This is a genomic window from Cronobacter sp. JZ38 (assembly GCF_008932145.1).
In the GTDB taxonomy this organism is placed as follows: Bacteria; Pseudomonadota; Gammaproteobacteria; order Enterobacterales; family Enterobacteriaceae; genus Cronobacter; species Cronobacter muytjensii.
This window is the reverse complement of sequence record NZ_CP017662.1, coordinates 1,799,927-1,821,471: the sequence shown is the minus strand read 5'-3', so window position 1 is coordinate 1,821,471 and position 21,545 is coordinate 1,799,927. Positions and strand designations below refer to the sequence as shown.

The window sequence follows — 21,545 nt, the reverse complement described above, 5'->3', positions numbered from 1 at the left end:
GTCTGGTTCAGTGCTCCCACTCTGGACTGATAACGGGCAAGAATAAATGCCATTTGTTTCACATAATGGTTCAAATTTATTGACGGACACCCCTTGAGGGCGTTATCAGGCCTCGACGCCTGGCTTGCAACACTCCAGGAAACAGTGGCGAGCAATGTGGCTGTCTGTCATCCGGTGTGTGACGCTCGTGACGCGTTCTCATCAGGCCGCGGCCAGCTTACCGGCGGAACACAATTCAGTGCAGGCCTCGCAAAGAGAAAGCCCTGGAAATAGTTAATGCCTGCCGCCGTAAGCCAGCACCACTCCTCCACTTTCTCTACCCCTTCCGCTACCACGGTTATCTCAAGCTCATCGCAGCAGCGGAGAATGCCGTGTACGATGGCCTGTCTCGGGCCGTAAAGATGGATATCGGTAATGATGCTGCGGTCGATTTTAATGATCCCAGGCTGAAAGCGCGTAAGCAGCGACAGTCCGGCAAACCCGGCGCCAAAATCGTCTATCGCGAGATTAATCCCCGCCGCGCGCAACTGGCGGATAGCGTCCTCAAACTCATCAAAGCGCGAGATCACTTCACTTTCGGTGATTTCAACAATCACCTGCTGCGGCAACAGGCCATGACGCGCGATCTGCGCCAGCAGAATCGCCACCGCGTCCGGCACCTGCACCAGCGAACCGGGCAGCAGGTTAACCGAAATCATATGGCTGCCGATATTCAACGCTTTCGCCAGCGCAAAGGCGACATCTTTAGAGTGGAGGTCGGCTTCATAGAGCGCTTCGCCAGATAATGACGCAAACCAGGCGGCGGGCGAGCCACCGTCAGCGGTACGGATCAACGCTTCGAAAGTTTTAATTTTGCCAGTGAGCGGCTCCACGACAGGCTGCAATGCAAACTGGCAGGTGGCATCGAGCACGACGGGCGCTAAAGCAGGTTGCGGACGCGGCGGCATGAACCCGACCTGCCAGGCGTCCGGCTGAAACGCCCGGGAGAGCTGCTGGCGATCCGGCAAGCTTAAGAAGGAGCGGATAAATTTATACACCCGCGCTTCACGGGCGAGACTGAACGGCACCACGCTGGAGTCAACCACCGATTTCAGCACCGCGTGCGCTTTAACGCTGCGCAGGTCGAATAGCGTCATCCCGACATTTTGAAAGTGTCGACGCGGGGCATAGTCACGCATCAGCTCCACCACGAAATCGTGCCGCTCATCCTGACTGATGCGCGCGAACAGCGCCTCGACCGAACTCAGTGGCCCTTCCAGCACCTGCAGGAACTGGTCACCATCAAAAACCAGAATGCCGCTGACCTGCATCTGCGCATTACGTGTTTGCGCCTGCCTTACTATGGCGGCAAGGCTTGCCTGGTCGATATCCCCTTTCGCCCGGCTGCGGTAAATCAGGGTGGATAGCATCGTTTTCCTGCATTTTTAGGTCATATAAAGTGTCAGTATACCCTGGCGTATTTCGCTGCAATCCGCGAAACAGCCCGCATATATTCTCGCAATGAATGCTATTGCGCCTTTAATCTGCAAAAACATCGACATAGCCGGTAAAAATATTTATTCATAAAATGAATACTTAACAGTGAGCGGATGCCGGCGAACCCGCGGACAGAAAGGGGCAGGCTCAGCGTAATGCGCTTTGCAGACACTTTACAGATTAATGCCATTGCGCCATTCCGTTTAGTTTCATAAACCTGTGCCATCTTATAAGACACAACTGTGCCACGCAGGACAAGGAGACCAGATGAATACCACTACAACATCGCTGACGCCTGATGAGGCGCTCGACAAGCTGGAAGCGTTGTATGATGACGCGGTCAACGCCCTGCGCGACGCTATCAAGGCGTTTATTGACAACGGTACCCTGCCGGACGAAGCCCGCCGGGCTGAAGGTTTGTTTGTCTACCCGCAATTACGGGTGTGCTGGGACGGCGATGCGCGCAAGGCGCAGAAGACGCGCGCCTACGGGCGCTTTACGCATCCGGGCTGCTACACGACCACCATCACGCGTCCGGGGCTGTTTCGCAGCTACCTGCGCGAGCAGCTGATCCTGCTTTATGAAGATTACGGCGCGACCATCGAAGTGGGTCCGTCGCAGCATGAAATCCCTTATCCGTATGTGATTGACGGCTCAGCGCTGACGCTGGACCGTTCCATGAGCGCCGGCCTCACCCGCCACTTCCCGACCACCGAGCTGGCGCAGATTGGCGATGAAACCGCCGACGGGATTTTCCACCCGACCGAGTTTTACCCGCTCTCGCACTTTGACGCCCGCCGCGTCGATTTCTCGCTCGCGCGCCTGCGTCACTACACCGGCACGCCGGTCGAGCATTTTCAGCCCTTCGTGCTCTTTACCAACTACACGCGCTACGTGGATGAATTCGTGCGCTGGGGTTGCAGCCAGATCCTCGACCCGGAAAGCCCTTACGTGGCGCTCTCCTGCGCGGGCGGCACCTGGATCACCGCCGATACCGAAGCGCCGGAAGCGGCAATTTCCGATCTCGCCTGGAAAAAACATCAGATGCCCGCGTGGCACCTGATTACCGCCGATGGCCAGGGCATCACGCTTGTGAATATCGGTGTCGGGCCGTCGAACGCGAAAACCATTTGCGACCACCTCGCGGTGCTCCGCCCGGACGTCTGGCTGATGATCGGCCACTGCGGCGGCCTGCGCGAAAGCCAGTCGATTGGCGATTACGTGCTGGCCCATGCGTATCTGCGCGACGATCACGTACTGGACGCCGTGCTGCCGCCGGATATTCCGGTGCCGAGCATCGCCGAAGTACAGCGCGCGCTCTATGACGCCACGAAGCTTGTGAGCAATATGCCGGGCGAAGAGGTGAAACAGCGGCTGCGCACCGGCACCGTGGTCACGACGGACGACAGAAACTGGGAGCTGCGCTACTCTGCCTCAGCGCTGCGCTTTAACCTGAGCCGCGCGGTGGCTATTGATATGGAAAGCGCCACTATTGCCGCTCAGGGATATCGCTTCCGCGTGCCGTACGGCACCCTGCTGTGCGTCTCGGATAAACCGCTGCATGGCGAAATCAAACTGCCTGGCCAGGCGAACCGCTTCTACGAGGGCGCGATCTCCGAGCATTTGCAGATTGGCATTCGCGCCATTGACCTCTTGCGTGCCGAGGGCGAGCGTCTGCACTCCCGTAAACTGCGCACCTTCAACGAGCCGCCGTTCCGTTGATGGATTCTGGCGCAGCGCGGGCTGCGCCAGGATTTGCAGAATTATTCAGCAAACGGTTCAGCATTTCACATTCAGGCTTTGACAACCCCGAACGGTGCCGTTACTATGCGCCCCGTTCTCGCAATTCCTCTGTAGTTCAGTCGGTAGAACGGCGGACTGTTAATCCGTATGTCACTGGTTCGAGTCCAGTCAGAGGAGCCAAATTTTAGTTCTGAGATGTTTTAGTGAGTCTTAGAGCGTTATAAAACAAACGAACCCGGCACATCTGCTACAGATTGCCGGGTTTTTTGTTTCTGCTGTTTCGGGCACGTTATCGGGCAGCTTACGATTCGATGCCTGTCAGGCGCCTTCGCCAGTGGCATTAACCGATACCGTTGTCCGCAATATCAAACCCACCGATAAATCCTTCAGGCTTACCGACAATTCAGGATTGTACCTGCCGCTCTAACCCGACGGCTCAAGGCTCTGATACATGAAGTATCACATCTGCGGAAAAGAGAAAAAGCGAGCGCCCCTGTCCGGATGTATTCCTGTTTAACGAGTCAACTATTCGATACCGCAAGCGTATATGTATGCGAAGTAGCTGGCCCTGATGCTCATAAGAACGCCCGGATGAAAGAGCCGCGATTGGCTGCGGCGTAAGAACTGGCGCAGTACTTCAATTTTCCAGTGGTATAGGGAACTGGATTATTGAACAAAAAAACACAATACTTTTTTTTGAGAACGGCATGCTATAAACGTTTGAAAATGCAGGGTTTTTATTCCACCATTGCACAACGGATTAATTTAACTGGTGAATCAACTTTTTATATTTAGCTTTTGGGAGATCGTCCTGCGCCAGGTTTACCATCAATGTCACCGTATTTTTGCAGTGGTCTTTGAAGAAATTTTCTTGTTTAAGTTCCTCAAGCACTAACGCACAGTTATCGATGAGTTTGTTACGAAAAGTTCTTAAACTTGCATCCGTTAAAAGCAAGGCAGAATATTCTTCTAATTGTTCCGAAATAATGAAAATTTTATTATAATTTTTATCCTCTGTCCCTTCATATTTCCAATTGGCCGTGGAATATTTATAAAAGTCATCTTCATTGTTGTTTTTTGAGAGTGTTTCAAAATGCTCTTTTGTGTTAAATGCAGTCGCAATAAAAGAGGCTTCTTCTGCGGTATATAAACCAAAAGAATTTATAGTTTCATCAGTGTGTTTTCTTATAGTCTCGGTAAAAATTTCTTTTATTATATCTTTTAATTTTTCATTGAAACTGCAAAAATTAAAAGGTGGAATTTTAGGCCTTTTCACAAGACCTTTGACAAAACTTTCAAATGTTTCTGCCAATTCAAAATCAATTTCCTGCGTAGTGTTATCACGCCAGATTCTGGTATGACATATTACTCTTGGTTCCCCCTGCGAACCACACAGAGAATAATCAAGATAGTATTGCTTAGCATATCCGCCGTTGGGCATATGCAGGCCAATGAGAATACCAGAGCTGTATCCTTTTCGTATCCATTTGTTCCAGTCTGACATAAGTGAGAAACGTTTTTCACCACCGATAGCATTCAGAAATTCGCAAATAACAGATTTAATAATTTTCCCGTTAGCATCCTTTTTTTGAAACACATCCCTGCCCAGAATCCCGCCATTATGCCCTTTCATTAAGGCAATGTAAGAGTCTGGTAGTTTAAAGCCTAACTGTTTTTCGCATTGCTGTATTTCTTCATCAGAAACATCCTGACTGATAAAATCTTTTTTCGACTCAGCATTGTCTTTCCAGAAGCCTTTCAAATCAAAAGCGTTGAACATGTCATTCCTCATAATATGAATTTTTTTACCATCAACCACTCGCCCACCATCAGTACCAGATTCACTATATCACTGCCCCTGGCGAAAACGGGTGCGCATGATCGTGCCCCCAGAAAAACTGACTCATGTTGATTACGAAATTCGTTAAATATTAACCACCCACCTCTGTAAAAACAAGATATACATCAAAATTTCAATTGGTAGTCGCGTTTGGGGCTTTATTAAGGGCCTTGCTTCGAAATTTTCAATTAAAATGATTCAAGTTGAATATAATGTGAAACAAGTCGCATCCAGTAAGGGGAGCCAGATTTTAGTTCTGAGATGTTGTAGTGAGTCTTAGAGCGTTATAAAAACAAACGAACCCGGCACGGCTGAACAGCCCCCAGTATTAGATACAATAGTCAGTTAGTAATACCTGTTTTCTTAGTGCCTAATTTCCCATTTCGCCACCGTGCTGCAAACTCTGATGGTGTCTGATAATTCAGTGCTGAATGTGGGACGGCACTCGTTGTAATCCTGCGGCCGGTCATTAATCGTTTTCCGGGCATGAAGAATATCGCTGAACCAGTGCTTATTCAGCATTCATCGCTAAATCGTCCGTTAAAACTCTCAATGAATCCGTTCTGCGTTGGCTTACCTGGCTGGATAAGCCGTAGTTCCACACCATGCTCAAAGGCCCATTGATACAGTGCGTGGCAAGTGAACTCCGCCCCTGGTCCGTTCTTATCGTCGCCGGATAGCCACGAAATAGTGCAATGCTGTCCAGAATACGCGTGACCTGAACGCCTGAAATCCCGAATGCTGCGGTGATCGTCAGGCACTCCTTCGTGAAATCATCCACACAGGTCAGGCACTTAATCCGGCGACCGCAGGCGAGTGCATCCATGACAAAATCCATCGACCAGGTCAGGTTCGGCGCATCCGGGCGTAAAAGCGGAAGCCGCTCAGTCGCCAGCCCTTTACGACGCCGTCTGCGTTTTAAGCCCAGCCAGAAGAGTGACATTAAAAAGCCCGCATTCTGCGGGCTTTTTGCTTTTCATCGCAGCCTTACATTGCTTTCGGCTGGCCGGGGGGCGCGGGTGAATCCAGCACCACCGGTCGCTTTGGCGGGCGCGGATATTTCTGCAGCCACTTGCCGCTCACCATACGCCAGTAGAAGAAGACGCCGCGCACGGCCCAGTCCAGGAACATCCCGAGCCACACGCCGACCACGCCCATACCGAGCACGATGCCGAGCGTATAACCTGCCACCACGCGACAGCCCCACATGCCAAGCATCGATACCCACATCGCGAAACGCGCGTCGCGCGCGCCCTTAAGCCCGGCGGGCAGCACCCACGACGCCGCCCAGATGGGCATAAACGCGGCGTTGAGCCACAGCAGGACTTTTACCACCTCTTTCACATCCTCTTCATGGGTGTAAAACGATGCGAAGAGCCCGGCAAACGGCGCGCTCGCCCACGCGATGGCAGTCAGCATAAAAGTAGAGAGCCAGAAGACATGCCGCAGCTGACGTTCCGCCTGGCCAATCTGCCCTTTGCCGAGGCGCTTGCCGGTGATGATGGTGGACGCCGAGCCGAGCGCGTTGCCCGGCAGGTTAATCAGCGCGGCGACCGAGAATGCGATGAAGTTACCGGCGATAACGTTGGTGCCCATCCCTGCAACAAACATCTGCGTCAGCAGCTTACCGCCATTAAACAGCACCGACTCAATGCTCGCCGGCAGCCCGATGCCGAGCACCTCCCAGAGGATATTGAGCTTCAGCGGCGAGAAGTAGCTTTTCAGCGAGATGCGCAGCGCCGGGTTAAAGCCAATCATCAGCACGTAAATAATCGCAATGGCGCCGATGTAACGCGAGATGGTAAGCCCAAGGCCAGCGCCGATAAAGCCCAACCCGTCCCAGGAGAAGAGCCCGTAAATTAAAAAGCCGCTGATGACGATATTCAGGATGTTCATCCCGCCGTTAATCAGCAGCGGGATTTTGGTATTGCCCGCGCCGCGCAGCGCGCCACTACCAATGAGGGCGATAGCTGCCGCCGGGTAGCTCCAGGCGGTCAGCTGCAAATAGATAAGCGCCAGTTCTTTGACCTGCGCGGACGCCTCACCGGCCACCACATTGATGATGTATTCGCCAGTCATATGCACCAGCGCCGCCAGCAACACCGACACTATCGTCATCAGCACCAGCGACTGTCGGGCCGCCGCCCTCGCCCGCTTGCGATCGCGTTTGCCGAGGCTGAACGCCACCACGACCGTGGTCCCTAAGTCGACCGCCGCGAAGAACGACAGCACCACCATGTTGAAGCTGTCGGCAAGCCCTACACCTGCCATCGCCTCTTTTCCGAGCCAGCTTACAAGGAAGGTGCTCAGCACCCCCATCAGCAGCACGCAGGTATTTTCCAGCAGAATAGGCACCGCCAGCGGCGTGATCTCACGCCAGAACAGTACCCGATAGCTTTTACGTTTTTTGTACCAGGGCGTGCGAGCAATTGCCTGGCGAACGGTGGTGGTTACACTCAAAATGGACCTGCGCGCGAAAGTTGAAACCTCATTTCAAATAATGAGTTAGAACCCGCAATCCTGCAAAGGCTTTCCGCACATATTGTCTGAAAATAGCGCGTTATGCTCACAGAACATCCGAACGCGCGATCCGGTGGCAAATGCCATTTGACAATTCGCGCGAGGCCGCTATGATTAGCCTCCACACGATTCCTCTGTAGTTCAGTCGGTAGAACGGCGGACTGTTAATCCGTATGTCACTGGTTCGAGTCCAGTCAGAGGAGCCAGATTTTAGTATTAAGACATCTCAGTGAGTCTTAATGCGTTACAAAAACAATGAGTTAGATTGACCCGGTTGTCCTGATAAGGATTGCCGGGTTTTTTGTCATCTGTAGTTTTTAGGGGCTTAATCGGGGGCCTCACGGTTCGTTGAACGAATGGAGCCCCCGCTATGGCACCCACTGATACTGCTATCCACAAGCTCAGACCCGCAGACAAACCCTTCAAACTCGGTGACAGTGCCGGACTGTACCTGCTGATCAAACCCAACGGCTCAAAACTCTGGTATATGAAGTACCGCATTGACGGGAAAGAGAAGAAGCTGGCCTTTGGCCCCTACCCGGATGTTTCCCTGCTTACGGCACGCCAGCTCCGCGATGCGGTACACAGTAAGTTGAGAAAGAGATAAGCATTTATATAACTCTTAGGGGGTTTGTTTCATACCACGAATAAAGCATGAAGATAATAACTAGCCCAAAGATTACTGAAGAGTTCTTTGGTTTTATAAATGCGGCTAGAAATGTAATGGGAATGACAATATATCTCATACAGAAAACGACAAATCCGAGACTGCGCATAAAACAGGTTAAGGCCAGAACCGGACTCCATCGCTCACAAATCTACGCATGGATGAAAGAAGGCCATTTTCCGCAGTCAATTAAGACAGGCCCTGCCAGTGTGGCATGGCTTGGAAATGAAATTGACAAAGGGATTGAGAATAAACTCCGCCTGAGAGCGCTGCGCCCATCGCACAAGAGTAACAACAATGAATAGCAACAAATATAACCTGATTACTATCCCTTGAAAGATTTACGCCCTTTCGATATGAATCTACGACTCACCCGCAACCCGGACCATGACGAAATCAAAGCCTCAATACGTTTGCGCGATCCTGAGCATCCCCACATAATCCTGACCACGTAAAGTGGACACAGCTCTAAGCGAAATTCTGGTTTTCAAACTGTTCCGGGCTGAGCCAGTCACAGGCACTGTGGCGACGCCAGCGATTGTCATCGCACTCGATATAATTAAATACCGTCGTTGGTATTATTTCCCGACTGATAAAGCGTTCACCGTGAATGCCTTCGACTTTCAGTGAGCGGAAGAAGTTTTCCGCACAAGCGTTATCATAACAGCAGCCCTTTGCACTCATACTACCGCGCAAATTATGCCGCTGCAGCAGCGCCTGATAATCCGCCGGGCAGCACTGCCCGCCACGATCTGTGTGCACGATGACATCCTCCGGGCGTTTGCGCTGACGCGACGGACGCCATCTGTAGCGCATCGCAGGCCAGTTGCGCTGTCATCCGGGAGGACACCGACCAACCGATAACTGCCCGTAACCACAGGTCGATTGCCACGGCAAGGTACAGCCAGCCTTCATCCATACGTAAGCAGGTCATGTCTCCTGACCACTTCTGGTTCAAGCCGCTGGCGTAAAAATCCTGTTTCAGCAGATTCTCCGACACCGGCAGGCCATGTTCGCGGTAACTGACAGGACTTAACTTCCGTGAAGCTTTCGCTTGCAGCGCCTGACGACGCAGGCTGGCTGCCACGGTTTTTACGTTGAACCGGTAACCTGAGCATGCAGTTCATCGGTCAGGCGCGGTGCCTCGTAACGCTGTTTTGCCCGGCGAAAAGCCTCGTGCACAGTGCTGTCGCAACTCAGACGGAACTGCTGGCGTGAGTTTATCCCGGCGCGTCGCCGATTCCACACATACCAGCCGCTGCGGGCCACCCCGAGGACGCGACATATGGCTTTGATGCATAACTCAGCCTGATGCTTTCAATAAAGACATATTTCATTTCAGGCGCTTCGCGAAGTATGTCGCGCCTTTTGGAGGATAAGCTTGCCCCACCAGATGGCGTTTGAGGCGGGCATTTTCAGCGGCGAGTTCATTTCCCTGGTCAGAGGATGAGAGCTGTTGCTCCTGTTTACTGCGCCAGTTATAGCGCTGCGATGCATTCAGTCTGAGCTTGCGGGCTGTTGCGGCGACACCAATGCGCTCAGCCAGTTTAAGGGCTTCCTGAAGGAATTAAGGTGAGTGCTGCTTGCGGCTCTTTTTTATGCTTGATACTGGTTTTTTATGTGAGCTACCTCTGGTTGAGAGTTTATTCACTTAGTCGCGTGTCTACTATTGCTGGGTAGAATCGATGCGCGTTCAGGATAAAACTGAGGCGTTGGACGCCGCGAGCCTGGCTGTAAATAACTAAAGCTTTTCCCATTAAAAAGCCCGCTCAGGCGGGCTTTTCGCTGTGGCGCGCAGCGGTCTGACGTCACGCCGCAGGCATAAAAAAAACCGCCGAAGCGGTTTTTTTCTTTATTCTTCGCCTTTCGGCTCGTGGACTTTCAGCTCGCCCATCGCTTTAAGCTTTTTAGAAATCTCGCGGCGCTCTTTGGAGATTTCGGCGTTTTTGATGATGTAGTCATCAACGCGGTCTTCGTAGTCGCTTTTCATGCTGGCGATGATGCCCTGGATGGATTCCACGCTCATGCCCGGCTTGATGTAGTCGCTCAGGTTATCGAGCAGCAACACGCGCTTCTGGTTGTCACGGATTTTCTTTTCAACGTCCTGGATCTCGCGCTGCAACTTGTTCTTGCGACGGAACAGACGCACGAACTCAAGAACGTCCTGGAATGAAGGTTTGCTGTTTTCCATTTTTACACCCCTGCTGAATATAAGATTCGGATTCGTTAAAACAACCGCATAGCATAAACCTTACTGGCAGCGGCGGTTGATGACAATGGTTTTATCCCGTTCAGGATGCCTGTCACCATCATACTCTGAAACGGTGCTGAATCGAAACAAGCGCCTGCCGTCTGCGGGTTATTTGCGCAGCGCCCGGCAGATCAGCTGCGACAGGCGTTCCAGCTGCTGCGCCAGCTCCATACTTAACCATACATAGCCGTGAATCGGCGTTTCCACCAGATCATTCTGCTGGCCTTCTTTCATCAGCGTGCGCAGCTCCTGCACAATCTCGGCGAGCTTTTCACGGTTCGCCATCACCGGCGACGGGTTGCCCTCGCGCAGCGCCTCGGCAATCGCCGCCAGCGTATTTTCGGTCATCTGCTGCGAATCACGCAGCGTGCGGGCGTTGATCATCAGAAAATGGCTTTCGCGCGAGGCCCACCAGGCGTTAATTTGCATCTCCAGCGTGCAGACCATGTTGCGGCTGGTGGTCTGGATGGCTTCGAAAATGGCGCGCTGAATGTGCGTCTCTTTGCTGGCAGGCGTAATAAACGCGCGCAGCTTCACGACGCTGCCAAGAATATGCTGTAGAGGCTTATCGAGGCGCGGGCGTTCCACCAGATTCGGCGACAGCCCGGCATGGTAAATTTTGCCGAAATCGCTGACGAAATTCGCCATCTGGATGCGCCAGTGAATAAACGCGCGCTGCGGCCAGAGGCTGGTGAACAGCATCGCCAGCAGCGAGCCGAAAATCACATCGCCACCGCGCCAGAGCGCGACCAGCATGTCGCCCTGCGGCGCGCCCACCACCACCGAGAGCGTAATGCCGATAAGCAGCGCCTGGTACGGACGCTTGCCGAGCGCCAGGTAACCGCACAGAAACATCGCCAGCGCGCACCACAAGAGCATCGCAGGCAGCGACCAGCCCTCCAGCTGTAACGCTACCAGCCCGAGCGCGGCGCCGAGAATGGTGCCGCCGATACGCTCAAACGCGCGTGGCACGACGTTGCCCCAGAAAGAGATAGGCCCCATCACCACCACCAGCGTAATCAACGGCCAGGTGCCTTCCGGCACGTTCAGCATCCGCACCAGTAAAAAGGTAATGATAAACGCCAGCGCGATGCGCACGCCGTGGACGATGCGGTAATGCTGGTAGAGACGAATTTCGAAAGAGGTAAGCGATTTATCAGCTCGCACGCTAACTTTCCCGTTAATAACCCTGATGAAACGTCGCTTCAGGCGCAACGCCTAAAAATGAGGGGCGCTATTTTCTGATAAAAAACGGGGAAAAGCTGTAATTTTTGGGAAATTCGAGGCGAAAAATCGTGGAATTAACGTTATTTCACCTTTTATTTAACAAAAGCAGCGCACCCGCCGCCAGCACGGGCGCGCGTCAGGGTTATTCGCCGGATGTCTGTACCGGGATATACATATCGATGTCCCAGTAGCCGTCTTTCTTACCGTCGTTAAGATAGATTTCAAAGCACGGGCGCGCCGCCATTTGATAACGGACGTCCTGATGCAAACGTGTAAAGAACGCGAGCCACGGCGTGGCGAAGTCGTTATTTTCAACACGGGCGCGCGCCACGGCATACTGGCCGCCGGGCAAGTCCGTCAGGGTAACGCCGACGCTGTTCTCGGGCACCGTGAAATCCGGCGGCACTTCAACCACCGTATCGGCGCGCAGTTTCTCCGGCGCGACCTGCTGCGGATTATCATAGTAGACCGCAATCCAGGCCTGCGGCTGGATATGAAAGTTATCCACCCACATTGTTAACTGCTCAAAGCCCTGCGGCACCGTTTTCTCCCACGGGCCGACCAGATGAAACCCGGCGATTTTTCGCGTGACGATATGCTCGATGGTGTAATCCATGTTCACTCCTCGCTGTTAAAATAGCGAGTATAGTGTGCGGCGCTCACCCGGGCGTCTGTGAGCGCCTTCGCATTGGCAAGAAACGCTTACAGCGTCAGGTGCAGCCAGTCGCCAAAGCGCGAGAATATACCGCCCTTTTTCACTTTCTCAAGCGTCACCAGCGGCATCCGCGCTATTATCTGATCGCCGTTGTAGAGTTCTATTTCGCCCACTCTTTCATTAGCGTCCAGCGGCGCGTCAAGGCGTTCTCTGTCCAGCAGATATTTCGCTTTCACGTTGGCGAGCTGCGCTTTCGGCAGCGTCAGCCAGAAGTCGCGATCGGTCCCGACCGCCACCTGTTCATCTTTGCCGTACCAGACGCGCTCGCTGCCCACTTTTTTGCCTTTCTGGAGGATCTCCACGGTGTCGAACGTCTGCTGGCCCCAGTGGAGTAGTTTGCGCGCCTGATCTTCACGACCTTTCGGGCTGTCGGCGCCCATAATCACCGCGATCAGACGACGTTTACCGTCAACGCTTGAGGCAATCAGGTTAAAGCCCGCCCCGGAGGTGTGGCCCGTTTTCAGGCCGTCAACATTGAGCGTCTTATCCCACAACAGCCCGTTGCGGTTCTGCTGGGTGATGCCGTTCCAGGTCAGGCTCTTTTCGCTGTACATATGATAAAACGCCGGCTCACCGTGAATAATGGCGCGCGACAGCACCGCCAGATCGTAGGCGGAGCTGTGCTGCCCCGGCGCGTCCAGGCCGTGGACCGTCTCAAAATGGGTGTCTTTCAGGCCGAGCTTTTGTACGTAGTCATTCATCATCGCGACGAACTGCGGCTGCCCGCCCGCCACGTAATCCGCCAGCGCCACGCAGGCGTCGTTGCCGGAGTCGACAATCAGCCCGCGGCTGAGATCGCGCACCGTCACGCGATCGCCCGCCTTCAGGAACATCAGTGATGAGCCTTCAAAGACGGGATTATCTTTCGCCCAGGCGTCTTTGCCCACCGTCACCACGTCGTCCGGCGTGATGCGATGGCTGTCGATGGCGCGGTCCACCACATAGCCAGTCATTAATTTGGTCAGGCTCGCCGGGTTACGCTGTTGATGTTCGTTATTCGCCGCCAGTATTTGTCCGGTTGTGTAATCCATTAACACATAGCTACCCGCCACGATGGCAGGCGGCTGTGGCATGGCAGGCGCAGCGGCGTTCGCCTGCGCGGTAATACCGGCCAGCATGATGCAGGAAACGGCAATCATCGGTCTAAATTTCAACAGCATATCCTCAGTAACGTCTTGATGGGGCGCCTTTTTTACGGCAGTTTTTATTTCCTTGCTCCGTTAAATTGCAAGAAAATATGAATAAGATGTGTCTGAACCTCTCTTTTCGCCTGTTTATTTCCCTGTCGATGCCCGGCTGCGGAAAATCTGATAATGCATATTTCACGTACTCTTCCGATTGTGATAAAGGCCGACTCTTTTTAGCCTGGTGACTTTTAAAGGCTGAGGAGAAGGGTATGGCGCAGGGTAAAAGCTGGTCGCCGGAGCTGGAGGGATTACGCGGTCTCGCGTCGTTGTGGGTATTACTGGGGCATATTTGCCTGCTGGTACAGTGCCGCATTCCTCTCTTATATGATCCGGGTATGGGTGTCGATCTGTTTATTTTGCTGTCAGGCTTTCTGATGGCGAAGAATTATCTTGAGCGTCGGGACATTGAGCCCTGGACCAGCAGCCATACCATGCGTAATTTCTGGTTGCGGCGCTTTTTCAGGATTGCGCCGCTCTATTATTTCCTGCTGCTGTTAGCGCTTATTTTCGGCGCCGCGTTTGGCGAATGGCGCGACGTTATCGCACAGGCCTGGCCGTCCACGCAAACCGAGAGCCAGCGCTATGCAGATACGTCCGCAGGCAATATCCTCGCGCATATTTCGTTTGTTTTCGGCGCTATCCCTTATTACTCCTTCCGCACGGTACTGCCGGACTGGAGCATCGGGCTTGAAATGCAGTTCTACCTGCTGTTCCCGTTCATTATGCTGCTGGTGATGCGCTGGGGCTTTTTCGCCGCGTCGTTTGCGGTGATGGTGGGCTGTTTCGCGGCGCGCTGGGCGTTTCCGGGCTATTTCGAGGCGTTCCCGATGCCGTCGATGATCCTGATTAAGCTGCCGCTGTTTGTCGCAGGAATGCTGATTGCCGCCGCCGTGCGCGACAGCCGTCGCCTGTTGCTGCTGCTGGCGTTTCTCGCGCCGGTCATCGCCTGGCAGATGCATATCGCGGTGACGCCAAACCGTCTTATCGCCCAGTGCGTGATGATTGCGGGCCTCGGCGCGCTGCTGTGGCAGGCGCAGGCAGGCTCGCTGTTGCATCAGGCGATGCGCCTGCCGCGCTGGCTCCTGACGCGCCGCGTCAGCCAGTATCTGGGGGATGTCTCGTACTCCGTCTACCTGCTGCATCTGATGATTGTAATCCCGGTCATCGGGATGCTGGTGGAGCACAGCGCGTTCGCGCAGCACGCCTCGCCGGTGCGCCTGTTGATTGCCGCCGCTATCAGCCTGCCTGTCACATACGGGCTGGCGACAGTGCTGTTCCATCGCGTCGAGAAGCCGGGTATCGCGCTGGGCAAGCGTCTGATTACCCGCAAGCCGGTACAGCCGGAGCAGGTATTGCCTTAAGGTCGCTGCCACTTCTTCCTGAGAGGGCTATGGTTTACCATAGCCCTGTTTTTTTACTTACTCTGGATGGTGACCTGGTGTCTGATTCTGCCGCGCAACCGACTTTTCTGTTCCACGACTACGAGACCTTCGGCAAAAGCCCCTCGCTCGACCGCCCGGCGCAGTTCGCCGCTCTGCGCACCGATGAGAATTTTAACGTTCTCGGCGAACCGGACGTCTTCTACTGCAAACCTGCCGACGATTATCTTCCACAGCCGGAAGCCGTGCTGATAACCGGCATTACGCCGCAGGTCGCCCGCGCGCGCGGCGAGAACGAAGCCGAGTTCGCAAGACGCATCCATGCGCTGTTCACCGTGCCGAAAACCTGCGTGGTGGGCTATAACAACGTGCGCTTCGACGACGAAGTGACACGCAATATTTTCTACCGCAACTTTTACGACCCTTACGCGTGGAGCTGGCAGCACGACAACTCGCGCTGGGATCTGCTGGATGTGATGCGCGCCTGCTATGCGCTGCGCCCGGAAGGGATTGTCTGGCCAGAGAACAGTGACGGCCTGCCGAGTTTCCGGCTCGAACACCTGACGGTCGCTAACGGTATCGAGCACGCCAACGCGCACGACGCGATGGCGGATGTCCACGCCACCATCGCGATGGCGCAGCTGGTGAAAACCCGTCAGCCGCGGATGTTCGATTATCTCTACACCTATCGCAGCAAGCAGAAGCTGGCGACGCTGATTGATATCGTCCAGATAAAGCCGCTGGTACATGTCTCCGGCATGTTTGGCGCCTGGCGCGGCAATACGAGCTGGATAGCGCCGCTCTCGTGGCACCCGGACAACCGCAATGCGGTGATTGTGGTGGATCTGGCAGGGGATATCAGCCCGCTGCTGGAGCTGGACGCCGATGCCCTGCGCGAACGGCTGTATACGCCGAAAGCCGCACTCGGCGACGACAGCGCGGTGCCGGTGAAGCTGGTGCATCTCAATAAGTGTCCGGTGCTGGCGCAGGCCAATACGCTGCGCCCGGAAGACGCCGAGCGCCTGGGGATCGACCGTCAGCATTGCCTGAATAATCTGAAGGTGCTGCGCGATTCGCCGCAGGTGCGTGAGAAACTGGTGGCGCTGTTTGCCGAGGCGCCCCCCTACCCGCCCACCAGCAATGTGGATGCGCAGCTCTACGACGGCTTTTTCAGCGATGCCGATCGCGCCGCGATGCGCATTGTGTTGCAGACACCGCCGCAAAACCTCCCGGCGCTGGATATCACGTTCGTGGATAAGCGCATCGAGAAGCTGTTGTTTAACTACCGGGCGCGCAATTTTCCCGGCACGCTCAGCGAGCCGGAACAGCAACGCTGGCTTAACCATCGTCGTGATGTGTTTTCGCCGGAATTCTTGCAGGCTTACGCGCAGGAGTTAGAGATGCTCTACAACCAGTATGAAAGCGATAAAGAAAAAACGGCGCTGCTAAAAGCGCTGTATCAGTACGCGCAGGAGATTGTCGGGTAAACCGTTGTGGCAGGTGGGTGCGCTTCGCTTACCAACCCTACTTTATTGCTTTAAGCACGCCTGCATTGTAGGGCGGGTAAGCGAAGCGCACCCGCCGGTGTTTCCCCGCAAATCCAAATCCGTCATTTCGTAGGGCGGGTAAGCGAAGCGCACCCGCCGCCCCAGCCCATCGACATCTCAATCCATCGCCCCAAATCCTCCGCCAACAAAAAAGGCTCCCCGAGGGAGCCTTTTTTCGTGTGCCTTGGGGCAACTTACGCGATGTCTTCGCGGTACTGCGGAACCGGGTTACGGAAGCTGCGGGTTACGCACGCCAGATAAACCACACCGATACCCGCCCAGATCAGGCCCAGCACCATGGAGCTTTCTTCCAGGTTCAGCCACAGCGCGCCGACGGTCAGTGCGCCGCACACCGGCAGCAGCAGGTAGGTGAAGTGGTCTTTCAGCGTCTTGTTGCGGCCTTCGCGGATCCAGAACTGCGAAATCACAGACAGGTTCACGAAGGTGAACGCCACCAGCGCACCGAAGTTAATCAGCGCGGTCGCCATCACCAGGTCGAAGTTAATCGCCATCAGCGCAATCGCGCCAACCAGCACCACGTTCAGCGCCGGGGTGCGCCATTTCGGATGCACGTAGCCAAAGAAGCGGTTCGGGAACACGCCGTCACGGCCCATCACGTACATCAGACGCGCCACGCCTGCATGCGCCGCCATACCGGAAGCCAGCACGGTAATGGTGGAGAAAATCAGCGCGCCCACCTGGAAGGCTTTGCCCGCGACATACAGCATGATTTCCGGCTGAGACGCATCCGGCTCTTTAAAGCGCGAGATATCCGGGAAGTAGAGCTGGATAAAATAGGTCGAGAAAATAAAGATCAGGCCGCCAATCAGCGCGGTCAGGAAGATAGCGCGCGGGATAACGCGACCGGCGTCTTTGGTTTCTTCCGACAGGTTGCTGATGCCGTCAAAGCCGGTAAACGAGAAGCACAGAATGGTCGCCCCGGTGATCATCGGGATGACGTGCGCATTCTCAGACCAGAACGGACGGGAGCTTGCCAGCGTACCGGCGCCTTCGCCGTGAGACACGCCGTAAATCACCATGCCCAGAATCACGGCGATCAGGATAACCTGCAGCACCACGATAATGGTGTTGAAGTTCGCCACGCCTTTGAGGGTACGCATGTTGAAAACGGTCATGAACGCGACCAGCAGCACCACGAAAATCCACGACGGGATCTCCGGCACCAGCGCTTCAAAGTAAATTTTCGCCAGCAGGATGTTGATCATCGGCGCGAACAGGTAATCGAGCAGCGACGACCAGCCCACCATGAAGCCCACGGTCGGGTTAATCGCTTTCTGAGCGTATGTATAAGCGGAGCCGGCCGACGGGAAGCGGCGCACCAGTTTACCGTAGCTCAGCGCGGTAAAGAGGATGGCGACCAGCGCGAAGGCGTAGGCGGTCGGCACATGGCCATCCGTCAGGCCAGATACAATACCGAATGTATCGAACAGCGTCATAGGCTGCATATAGGCAAGGCCCATCATGACAACCGGAATCAACGTAAGCGTTTTACGTAATTCCACGCGAGAGGTTTTTGGAGTTGCATTAAGCGACATGATTATTCTCCTTTACGGTGAACATCGCCGCATAAGCGAAAAATTGCCCCATTTTCTGTATTCCTCAGCGACAACAACTGTCGGATTTTAAGTAAGTATCTATCCGGTACGAAGCCCGGCCTCTTGAATTTAATTACGATGCTCTTGACTGCAAAAAAATAACCGACGCGTTGAACGTCGGTTAATCATCTCATTTTGCAGGGCGCGTATTTTGCACCACTTTAAGGCACGATGACAAGATGTTGAGACCTTCTGTCACAATTTCTTTCTCCGCGGTGAGCGGGATAAGAAAACGGATGACGTTCGCCCGTACGCCGCAGGTCAGTAAAATCAGCCCCTGACGCCCCGCCTCCTGCACCAGTTGCTGGGTTAACGCTTTGTCAGGACGCTGGCTGTCGCGCTCATGCACCAGCTCCATCGCCACCATCGCGCCAACGCCGCGCACGTCGCCGATAAAATCATAAATTTCGGCAAACTCACGCAGGCGGTCAGTCAGCAGTTCGCCCTGCGCCACCGCCCGCTCGTTCAGTCGTTCCCGCGCGATAATATCGGTCACCGCCAGCGCGGCGGCGATGCTGACCGGCGAACCGGCGTAGGTGCCCCCAAGCCCGCCCGGCAGCGCTTTATCGAACAGCGCCTTTTTGCCCACCAGCGCCGAGAGCGGAAAACCGCCCGCCAGGCTTTTCGCCATGGTAATGAGATCCGGTTCAACGCCCGCGTGTTCGATGGCGAAAGTTTTGCCGGTGCGGCAAAAACCGCTCTGGATCTCATCGACAATCAGCACAATGCCGTGCTTATCGCACAACGCGCGCAGCTGTCGCATGAATTCCGCCGACGCGGCGTAAAACCCGCCCTCGCCCTGTACCGGCTCGATAATAATGGCAGCGACTTCGTCCGGCGCGACATCAGCGGCGAAAATCCCGGCGAGCGACGCCAGCGCCTGGGTGTCGCTTACGCCCAGGTAGGCCGCCGGATACGGCGCGTGGTAGATACCCGCCGGGAACGGGCCATAACCCTTTTTATACGGCTGCACTTTGCCGGTGAGCGCCATGCCAAGCAGCGTGCGGCCATGAAACGCGCCACGAAAGGCAATGACCGCTGAGCGGCCGGTCGCGATACGCGCGACCTTAATAGCGTTTTCCACCGCCTCGGCGCCGGTCGAGAGAAACAGCGTCTGGCAGGGCTCGCTGATGGGCGCAAGCGTATTCAGCCGCTCCGCAAGCTCAACGTAATTGCCGTAAGGCGTCACCTGAAAACAGGGATGCGTGAAGTTATCGAGCTGCGCTTTCACCGCGTCCATGACCGCCGGGTGGTTATGCCCGGTGTTGAGCACCGCAATCCCCGAGGCGAAATCGATATAGCGCCGCCCCTCGACATCCCAGATCTCCGCATTTTTCGCCCGCGCCACATACACCGGCAATGCGTTGCCCACGCCCTGCGGCACCGCGCGCTCACGCCTCTCCTGCCACTGCTGATTGCTTTGCATCATTGACTCCTGTGCGCAAAAAGCCTCCGCCCGGAAAGACGGAGGCCATACTATTCTCATTGGTATGTTATGGGGCGCGCTGAAAAGCGCCTGTCGGGCGGTTTTGCATCATGAGGACGTGGCGAAAACCGCTCAAATAACGCCCGTTATCAAACCATAGCTCAAGGCGAAGGTTCCGCCAGAGCGCCCGCACGGAAAGTTGACCCGCTGCGAATGCTTAACTACAGGATCTGTATCCCGGCAAAACAGGCGAAGCACCATGGGCGTAACCACACCGCCATTGATTGGCGTATTGATGTGTCAAAGTAATCAGGAAGGACAGTTGATCCTGACGGTGGAAAATCTCTATCTGGCCCCGCTGTACCACGCAGGTGCCGTAGCGGTGCCGCTTCCTCATCATCTGGCGGACGATCCGCTCTCTCTGGCGGCGGCGTTAAAATCGCTGAGCGGCCTTTTTCTCCCCGGCAGCCCGTGCAATATCGAGCCGCACCACTACGGCGAAGAGGCGCAGGAGAGCAGTAACGATCCGGGGCGCGACAAGCTCGCGCTGATGCTCGTGCGCCATGCGCTTAACACCGGCCTGCCGCTGCTCGGCTCATGCCGCGGCGTGCATGAAATGGTGGTCGCCACCGGCGGCAAGCTCTGGCGACAGCTGCATAACGTTGAAGGGCTACGGGAACATGAAGTAAACCCGAGCGGCAGCCCGGAGGAGAAATTCGCGCCCGTCCACGGGCTTGAGATTACGCCCGGCGGCTGGCTCGACAGTTGGGTAACGCCAGGGGAGCCCGTTCGCGTGAATACGCTGCACCAGCAGGGGATACGCGAGGTCGGGCCTGGCGTGTTTATCGAAGCGCGCGCCGACGACGGGCTGATTGAGGCGATAAGCATTCCGGATCACCCCTTCGCCTTCGGCGTACAGTGGCACCCGGAATGGGGCGCGCTGCACGATGAACCGCTCTCGAAACAGATCTTCGACGCCTTTGTGGCGGCCTGCCGTGTCTGGCAGGCCGACCATCAGGCGCTTACGCCATTGGCATAACCAGCGGGTCCGGGTAGAGATACTCGAACCCCAGTTCGTGGCAGATCCGGTTGCCGTCGATGAGTTTGCCTTTGCTGCCCACAGGGCTGTCGCTAAAGCGTGGCGGCTCCAGGCCAAGCTGGCGCGCCATTACCGGGTAAAACTCGGCGCGTGCCGGGTGCTGCGGGGCGCACAGATTATAAATATGGCCGCCCTTCGGCGCCTGCAACAGGAGGCTAATGGCGCCGATCACGTCCTCAAGATGTACGAGATTGACGCCATGTCCGCCGTTTGGCGCGCTTTTACCGGCAAAGAAACGCCCCGGATGGCGCCCCGGCCCTACGAGCCCGGCGAGGCGCAGAATATCGACCGACGTGCCCGGCAGATGGTGCAGCCACTGCTCCAGCTCTTTTAACACGCGCCCGCTTTCGGTTACCGGATTGAGCGGCGATGTCTCTTTGCACAGGCCGTCCGCTTCGCCGTAGACCGAGGTAGAGCTGGTAAAAATAATACGCGGGATCTGGTGCGCCAGCGCGCTGTCGACCACCTGCTGCACTGCCTGTAAATAGTATTCGCCGTTGCCGCCGGTTCGCCGCGCGGGCAGCGTTACCACCAGCGCGTCGGCGTTAAAGAGCGCCTCCAGATCGTCGCTGTCGCACGCCATTTCCGGCAGCAGCTCAAGCTGATAGCTTTCGATGCCGCACATACGCGCGGCCTCCACGCCGTCGGCGGTGGTTTTACTGCCAGCGACCTGCCAGCCACGGGCGTTAAGCGCGAGCGCCAGCGGCATCCCCAGCCATCCTAATCCGACAATCGCGACCTTTTTCATCTCGTTCTCCTGCTCCGTTTACGCCTGCGTCTTTTCAGGCTACGCCAGCCGCCGCAGGCTGACAATTCATGTAATGAATATGAAAGGTTTTAATGATGAAAAAA

16 protein-coding genes, 2 tRNA genes and 3 pseudogenes are annotated in these 21,545 nt (G+C 55.4%); 8 read left to right on the top strand and 13 right to left on the bottom strand.

The window, feature by feature from the left end; genetic code table 11:
• Nucleotides 1-167: 167 nt before the first annotated feature.
• Entirely contained in the window at nucleotides 168-1,409 is a 1,242-nt protein-coding gene (locus BJP61_RS08540) for a diguanylate phosphodiesterase (protein ID WP_171998149.1), read from the bottom strand.
• 334 nt (nucleotides 1,410-1,743) lie between these two features.
• On the opposite strand from BJP61_RS08540, the gene BJP61_RS08535 reads away from it, so the two are divergent.
• Both BJP61_RS08535 and BJP61_RS08530 read left to right on the top strand, forming a co-directional pair.
• A complete protein-coding gene (locus tag BJP61_RS08535; RefSeq protein ID WP_038862060.1) occupies nucleotides 1,744-3,198 on the top strand; it encodes an AMP nucleosidase in 1,455 nt (484 codons plus the stop codon).
• Between the two features lie 125 nt (nucleotides 3,199-3,323).
• Nucleotides 3,324-3,399: transfer RNA gene (locus BJP61_RS08530), tRNA-Asn, on the top strand.
• A gap of 580 nt (nucleotides 3,400-3,979) precedes the next feature.
• Here BJP61_RS08530 and BJP61_RS08525 read toward each other — a convergent pair.
• The 3 genes and pseudogenes from BJP61_RS08525 to BJP61_RS08515 form a co-directional block, all read right to left on the bottom strand.
• A complete protein-coding gene (locus tag BJP61_RS08525) occupies nucleotides 3,980-5,038 on the bottom strand; it encodes a DUF4303 domain-containing protein (protein WP_171998148.1) in 1,059 nt (352 codons plus the stop codon).
• A 362-nt stretch (nucleotides 5,039-5,400) separates the two neighbouring features.
• Nucleotides 5,401-5,981 (bottom strand): annotated as a pseudogene (locus tag BJP61_RS08520) (integrase core domain-containing protein); the annotation flags it as partial.
• 65 nt (nucleotides 5,982-6,046) lie between these two features.
• A complete protein-coding gene (locus BJP61_RS08515) occupies nucleotides 6,047-7,519 on the bottom strand; it encodes an EmmdR/YeeO family multidrug/toxin efflux MATE transporter (protein ID WP_038862050.1) in 1,473 nt (490 codons plus the stop codon).
• 190 nt (nucleotides 7,520-7,709) lie between these two features.
• Here BJP61_RS08515 and BJP61_RS08510 point away from each other — a divergent pair.
• From BJP61_RS08510 to BJP61_RS08500, 3 genes and pseudogenes are all read left to right on the top strand, one after another.
• A tRNA-Asn gene (locus BJP61_RS08510) sits at nucleotides 7,710-7,785 on the top strand.
• Nucleotides 7,786-7,949: 164 nt separating this feature from the next.
• Nucleotides 7,950-8,159 (top strand): annotated as a pseudogene (locus tag BJP61_RS08505) (Arm DNA-binding domain-containing protein); the annotation flags it as partial.
• A 149-nt stretch (nucleotides 8,160-8,308) separates the two neighbouring features.
• A complete protein-coding gene (locus BJP61_RS08500) occupies nucleotides 8,309-8,551 on the top strand; it encodes an AlpA family phage regulatory protein (protein WP_171999280.1) in 243 nt (80 codons plus the stop codon).
• Nucleotides 8,552-8,714: 163 nt separating this feature from the next.
• Here BJP61_RS08500 and BJP61_RS08495 read toward each other — a convergent pair.
• The 5 genes and pseudogenes from BJP61_RS08495 to dacD all read right to left on the bottom strand — a co-directional run bounded on the left by BJP61_RS08495 (nucleotide 8,715) and on the right by dacD (nucleotide 13,593).
• Nucleotides 8,715-9,897: pseudogene (locus tag BJP61_RS08495) on the bottom strand (IS3 family transposase).
• A gap of 201 nt (nucleotides 9,898-10,098) precedes the next feature.
• Nucleotides 10,099-10,437, bottom strand: coding sequence for a DUF496 family protein (locus BJP61_RS08490; RefSeq protein ID WP_007728894.1), 339 nt, complete (start codon nucleotides 10,435-10,437; stop codon nucleotides 10,099-10,101).
• 168 nt (nucleotides 10,438-10,605) lie between these two features.
• Complete coding sequence (locus BJP61_RS08485; protein ID WP_171998147.1) at nucleotides 10,606-11,664, bottom strand: FUSC family protein; 1,059 nt, start codon at nucleotides 11,662-11,664, stop codon at nucleotides 10,606-10,608.
• Between the two features lie 202 nt (nucleotides 11,665-11,866).
• On the bottom strand, nucleotides 11,867-12,340 hold the full coding sequence (gene sbmC / locus BJP61_RS08480; RefSeq protein WP_171998146.1) for a DNA gyrase inhibitor SbmC: 474 nt from the start codon (nucleotides 12,338-12,340) through the stop codon (nucleotides 11,867-11,869).
• Between the two features lie 86 nt (nucleotides 12,341-12,426).
• Nucleotides 12,427-13,593: a serine-type D-Ala-D-Ala carboxypeptidase DacD gene (gene dacD, locus BJP61_RS08475; protein WP_171998145.1), complete on the bottom strand. Its 1,167-nt coding sequence runs from the start codon at nucleotides 13,591-13,593 to the stop codon at nucleotides 12,427-12,429.
• A gap of 242 nt (nucleotides 13,594-13,835) precedes the next feature.
• Here dacD and BJP61_RS08470 point away from each other — a divergent pair, with 242 nt between their 5' ends.
• Nucleotides 13,836-14,987: an acyltransferase gene (locus tag BJP61_RS08470; RefSeq protein WP_038862039.1), complete on the top strand. Its 1,152-nt coding sequence runs from the start codon at nucleotides 13,836-13,838 to the stop codon at nucleotides 14,985-14,987.
• A gap of 77 nt (nucleotides 14,988-15,064) precedes the next feature.
• Complete coding sequence (sbcB, locus tag BJP61_RS08465; protein ID WP_171998144.1) at nucleotides 15,065-16,492, top strand: exodeoxyribonuclease I; 1,428 nt, start codon at nucleotides 15,065-15,067, stop codon at nucleotides 16,490-16,492.
• A 254-nt stretch (nucleotides 16,493-16,746) separates the two neighbouring features.
• On the opposite strand, the gene BJP61_RS08460 is transcribed toward sbcB, so the two are convergent.
• The 3 genes from BJP61_RS08460 to gabT form a co-directional block, all read right to left on the bottom strand.
• On the bottom strand, nucleotides 16,747-18,108 hold the full coding sequence (locus BJP61_RS08460) for an APC family permease (protein ID WP_038862037.1): 1,362 nt from the start codon (nucleotides 18,106-18,108) through the stop codon (nucleotides 16,747-16,749).
• Nucleotides 18,098-18,160: a membrane protein YoeI gene (gene yoeI, locus BJP61_RS08455; protein ID WP_129232645.1), complete on the bottom strand. Its 63-nt coding sequence runs from the start codon at nucleotides 18,158-18,160 to the stop codon at nucleotides 18,098-18,100. The genes BJP61_RS08460 and yoeI overlap by 11 nt, the downstream gene beginning before the upstream one ends.
• Nucleotides 18,161-18,298: 138 nt before the next feature.
• Nucleotides 18,299-19,594, bottom strand: coding sequence for a 4-aminobutyrate--2-oxoglutarate transaminase (gabT, locus tag BJP61_RS08450; RefSeq protein WP_161580675.1), 1,296 nt, complete (start codon nucleotides 19,592-19,594; stop codon nucleotides 18,299-18,301).
• Nucleotides 19,595-19,853: 259 nt separating this feature from the next.
• Between gabT and BJP61_RS08445 the strand changes: the two genes are divergently transcribed.
• Entirely contained in the window at nucleotides 19,854-20,633 is a 780-nt protein-coding gene (locus BJP61_RS08445; RefSeq protein ID WP_171998143.1) for a gamma-glutamyl-gamma-aminobutyrate hydrolase family protein, read from the top strand.
• Here the strand turns inward: BJP61_RS08445 and BJP61_RS08440 are convergent.
• Entirely contained in the window at nucleotides 20,617-21,441 is an 825-nt protein-coding gene (locus tag BJP61_RS08440; RefSeq protein WP_171998142.1) for an SDR family oxidoreductase, read from the bottom strand. The two genes, BJP61_RS08445 and BJP61_RS08440, sit on opposite strands and share 17 nt — an antisense overlap.
• Nucleotides 21,442-21,545 lie beyond the last annotated feature (104 nt).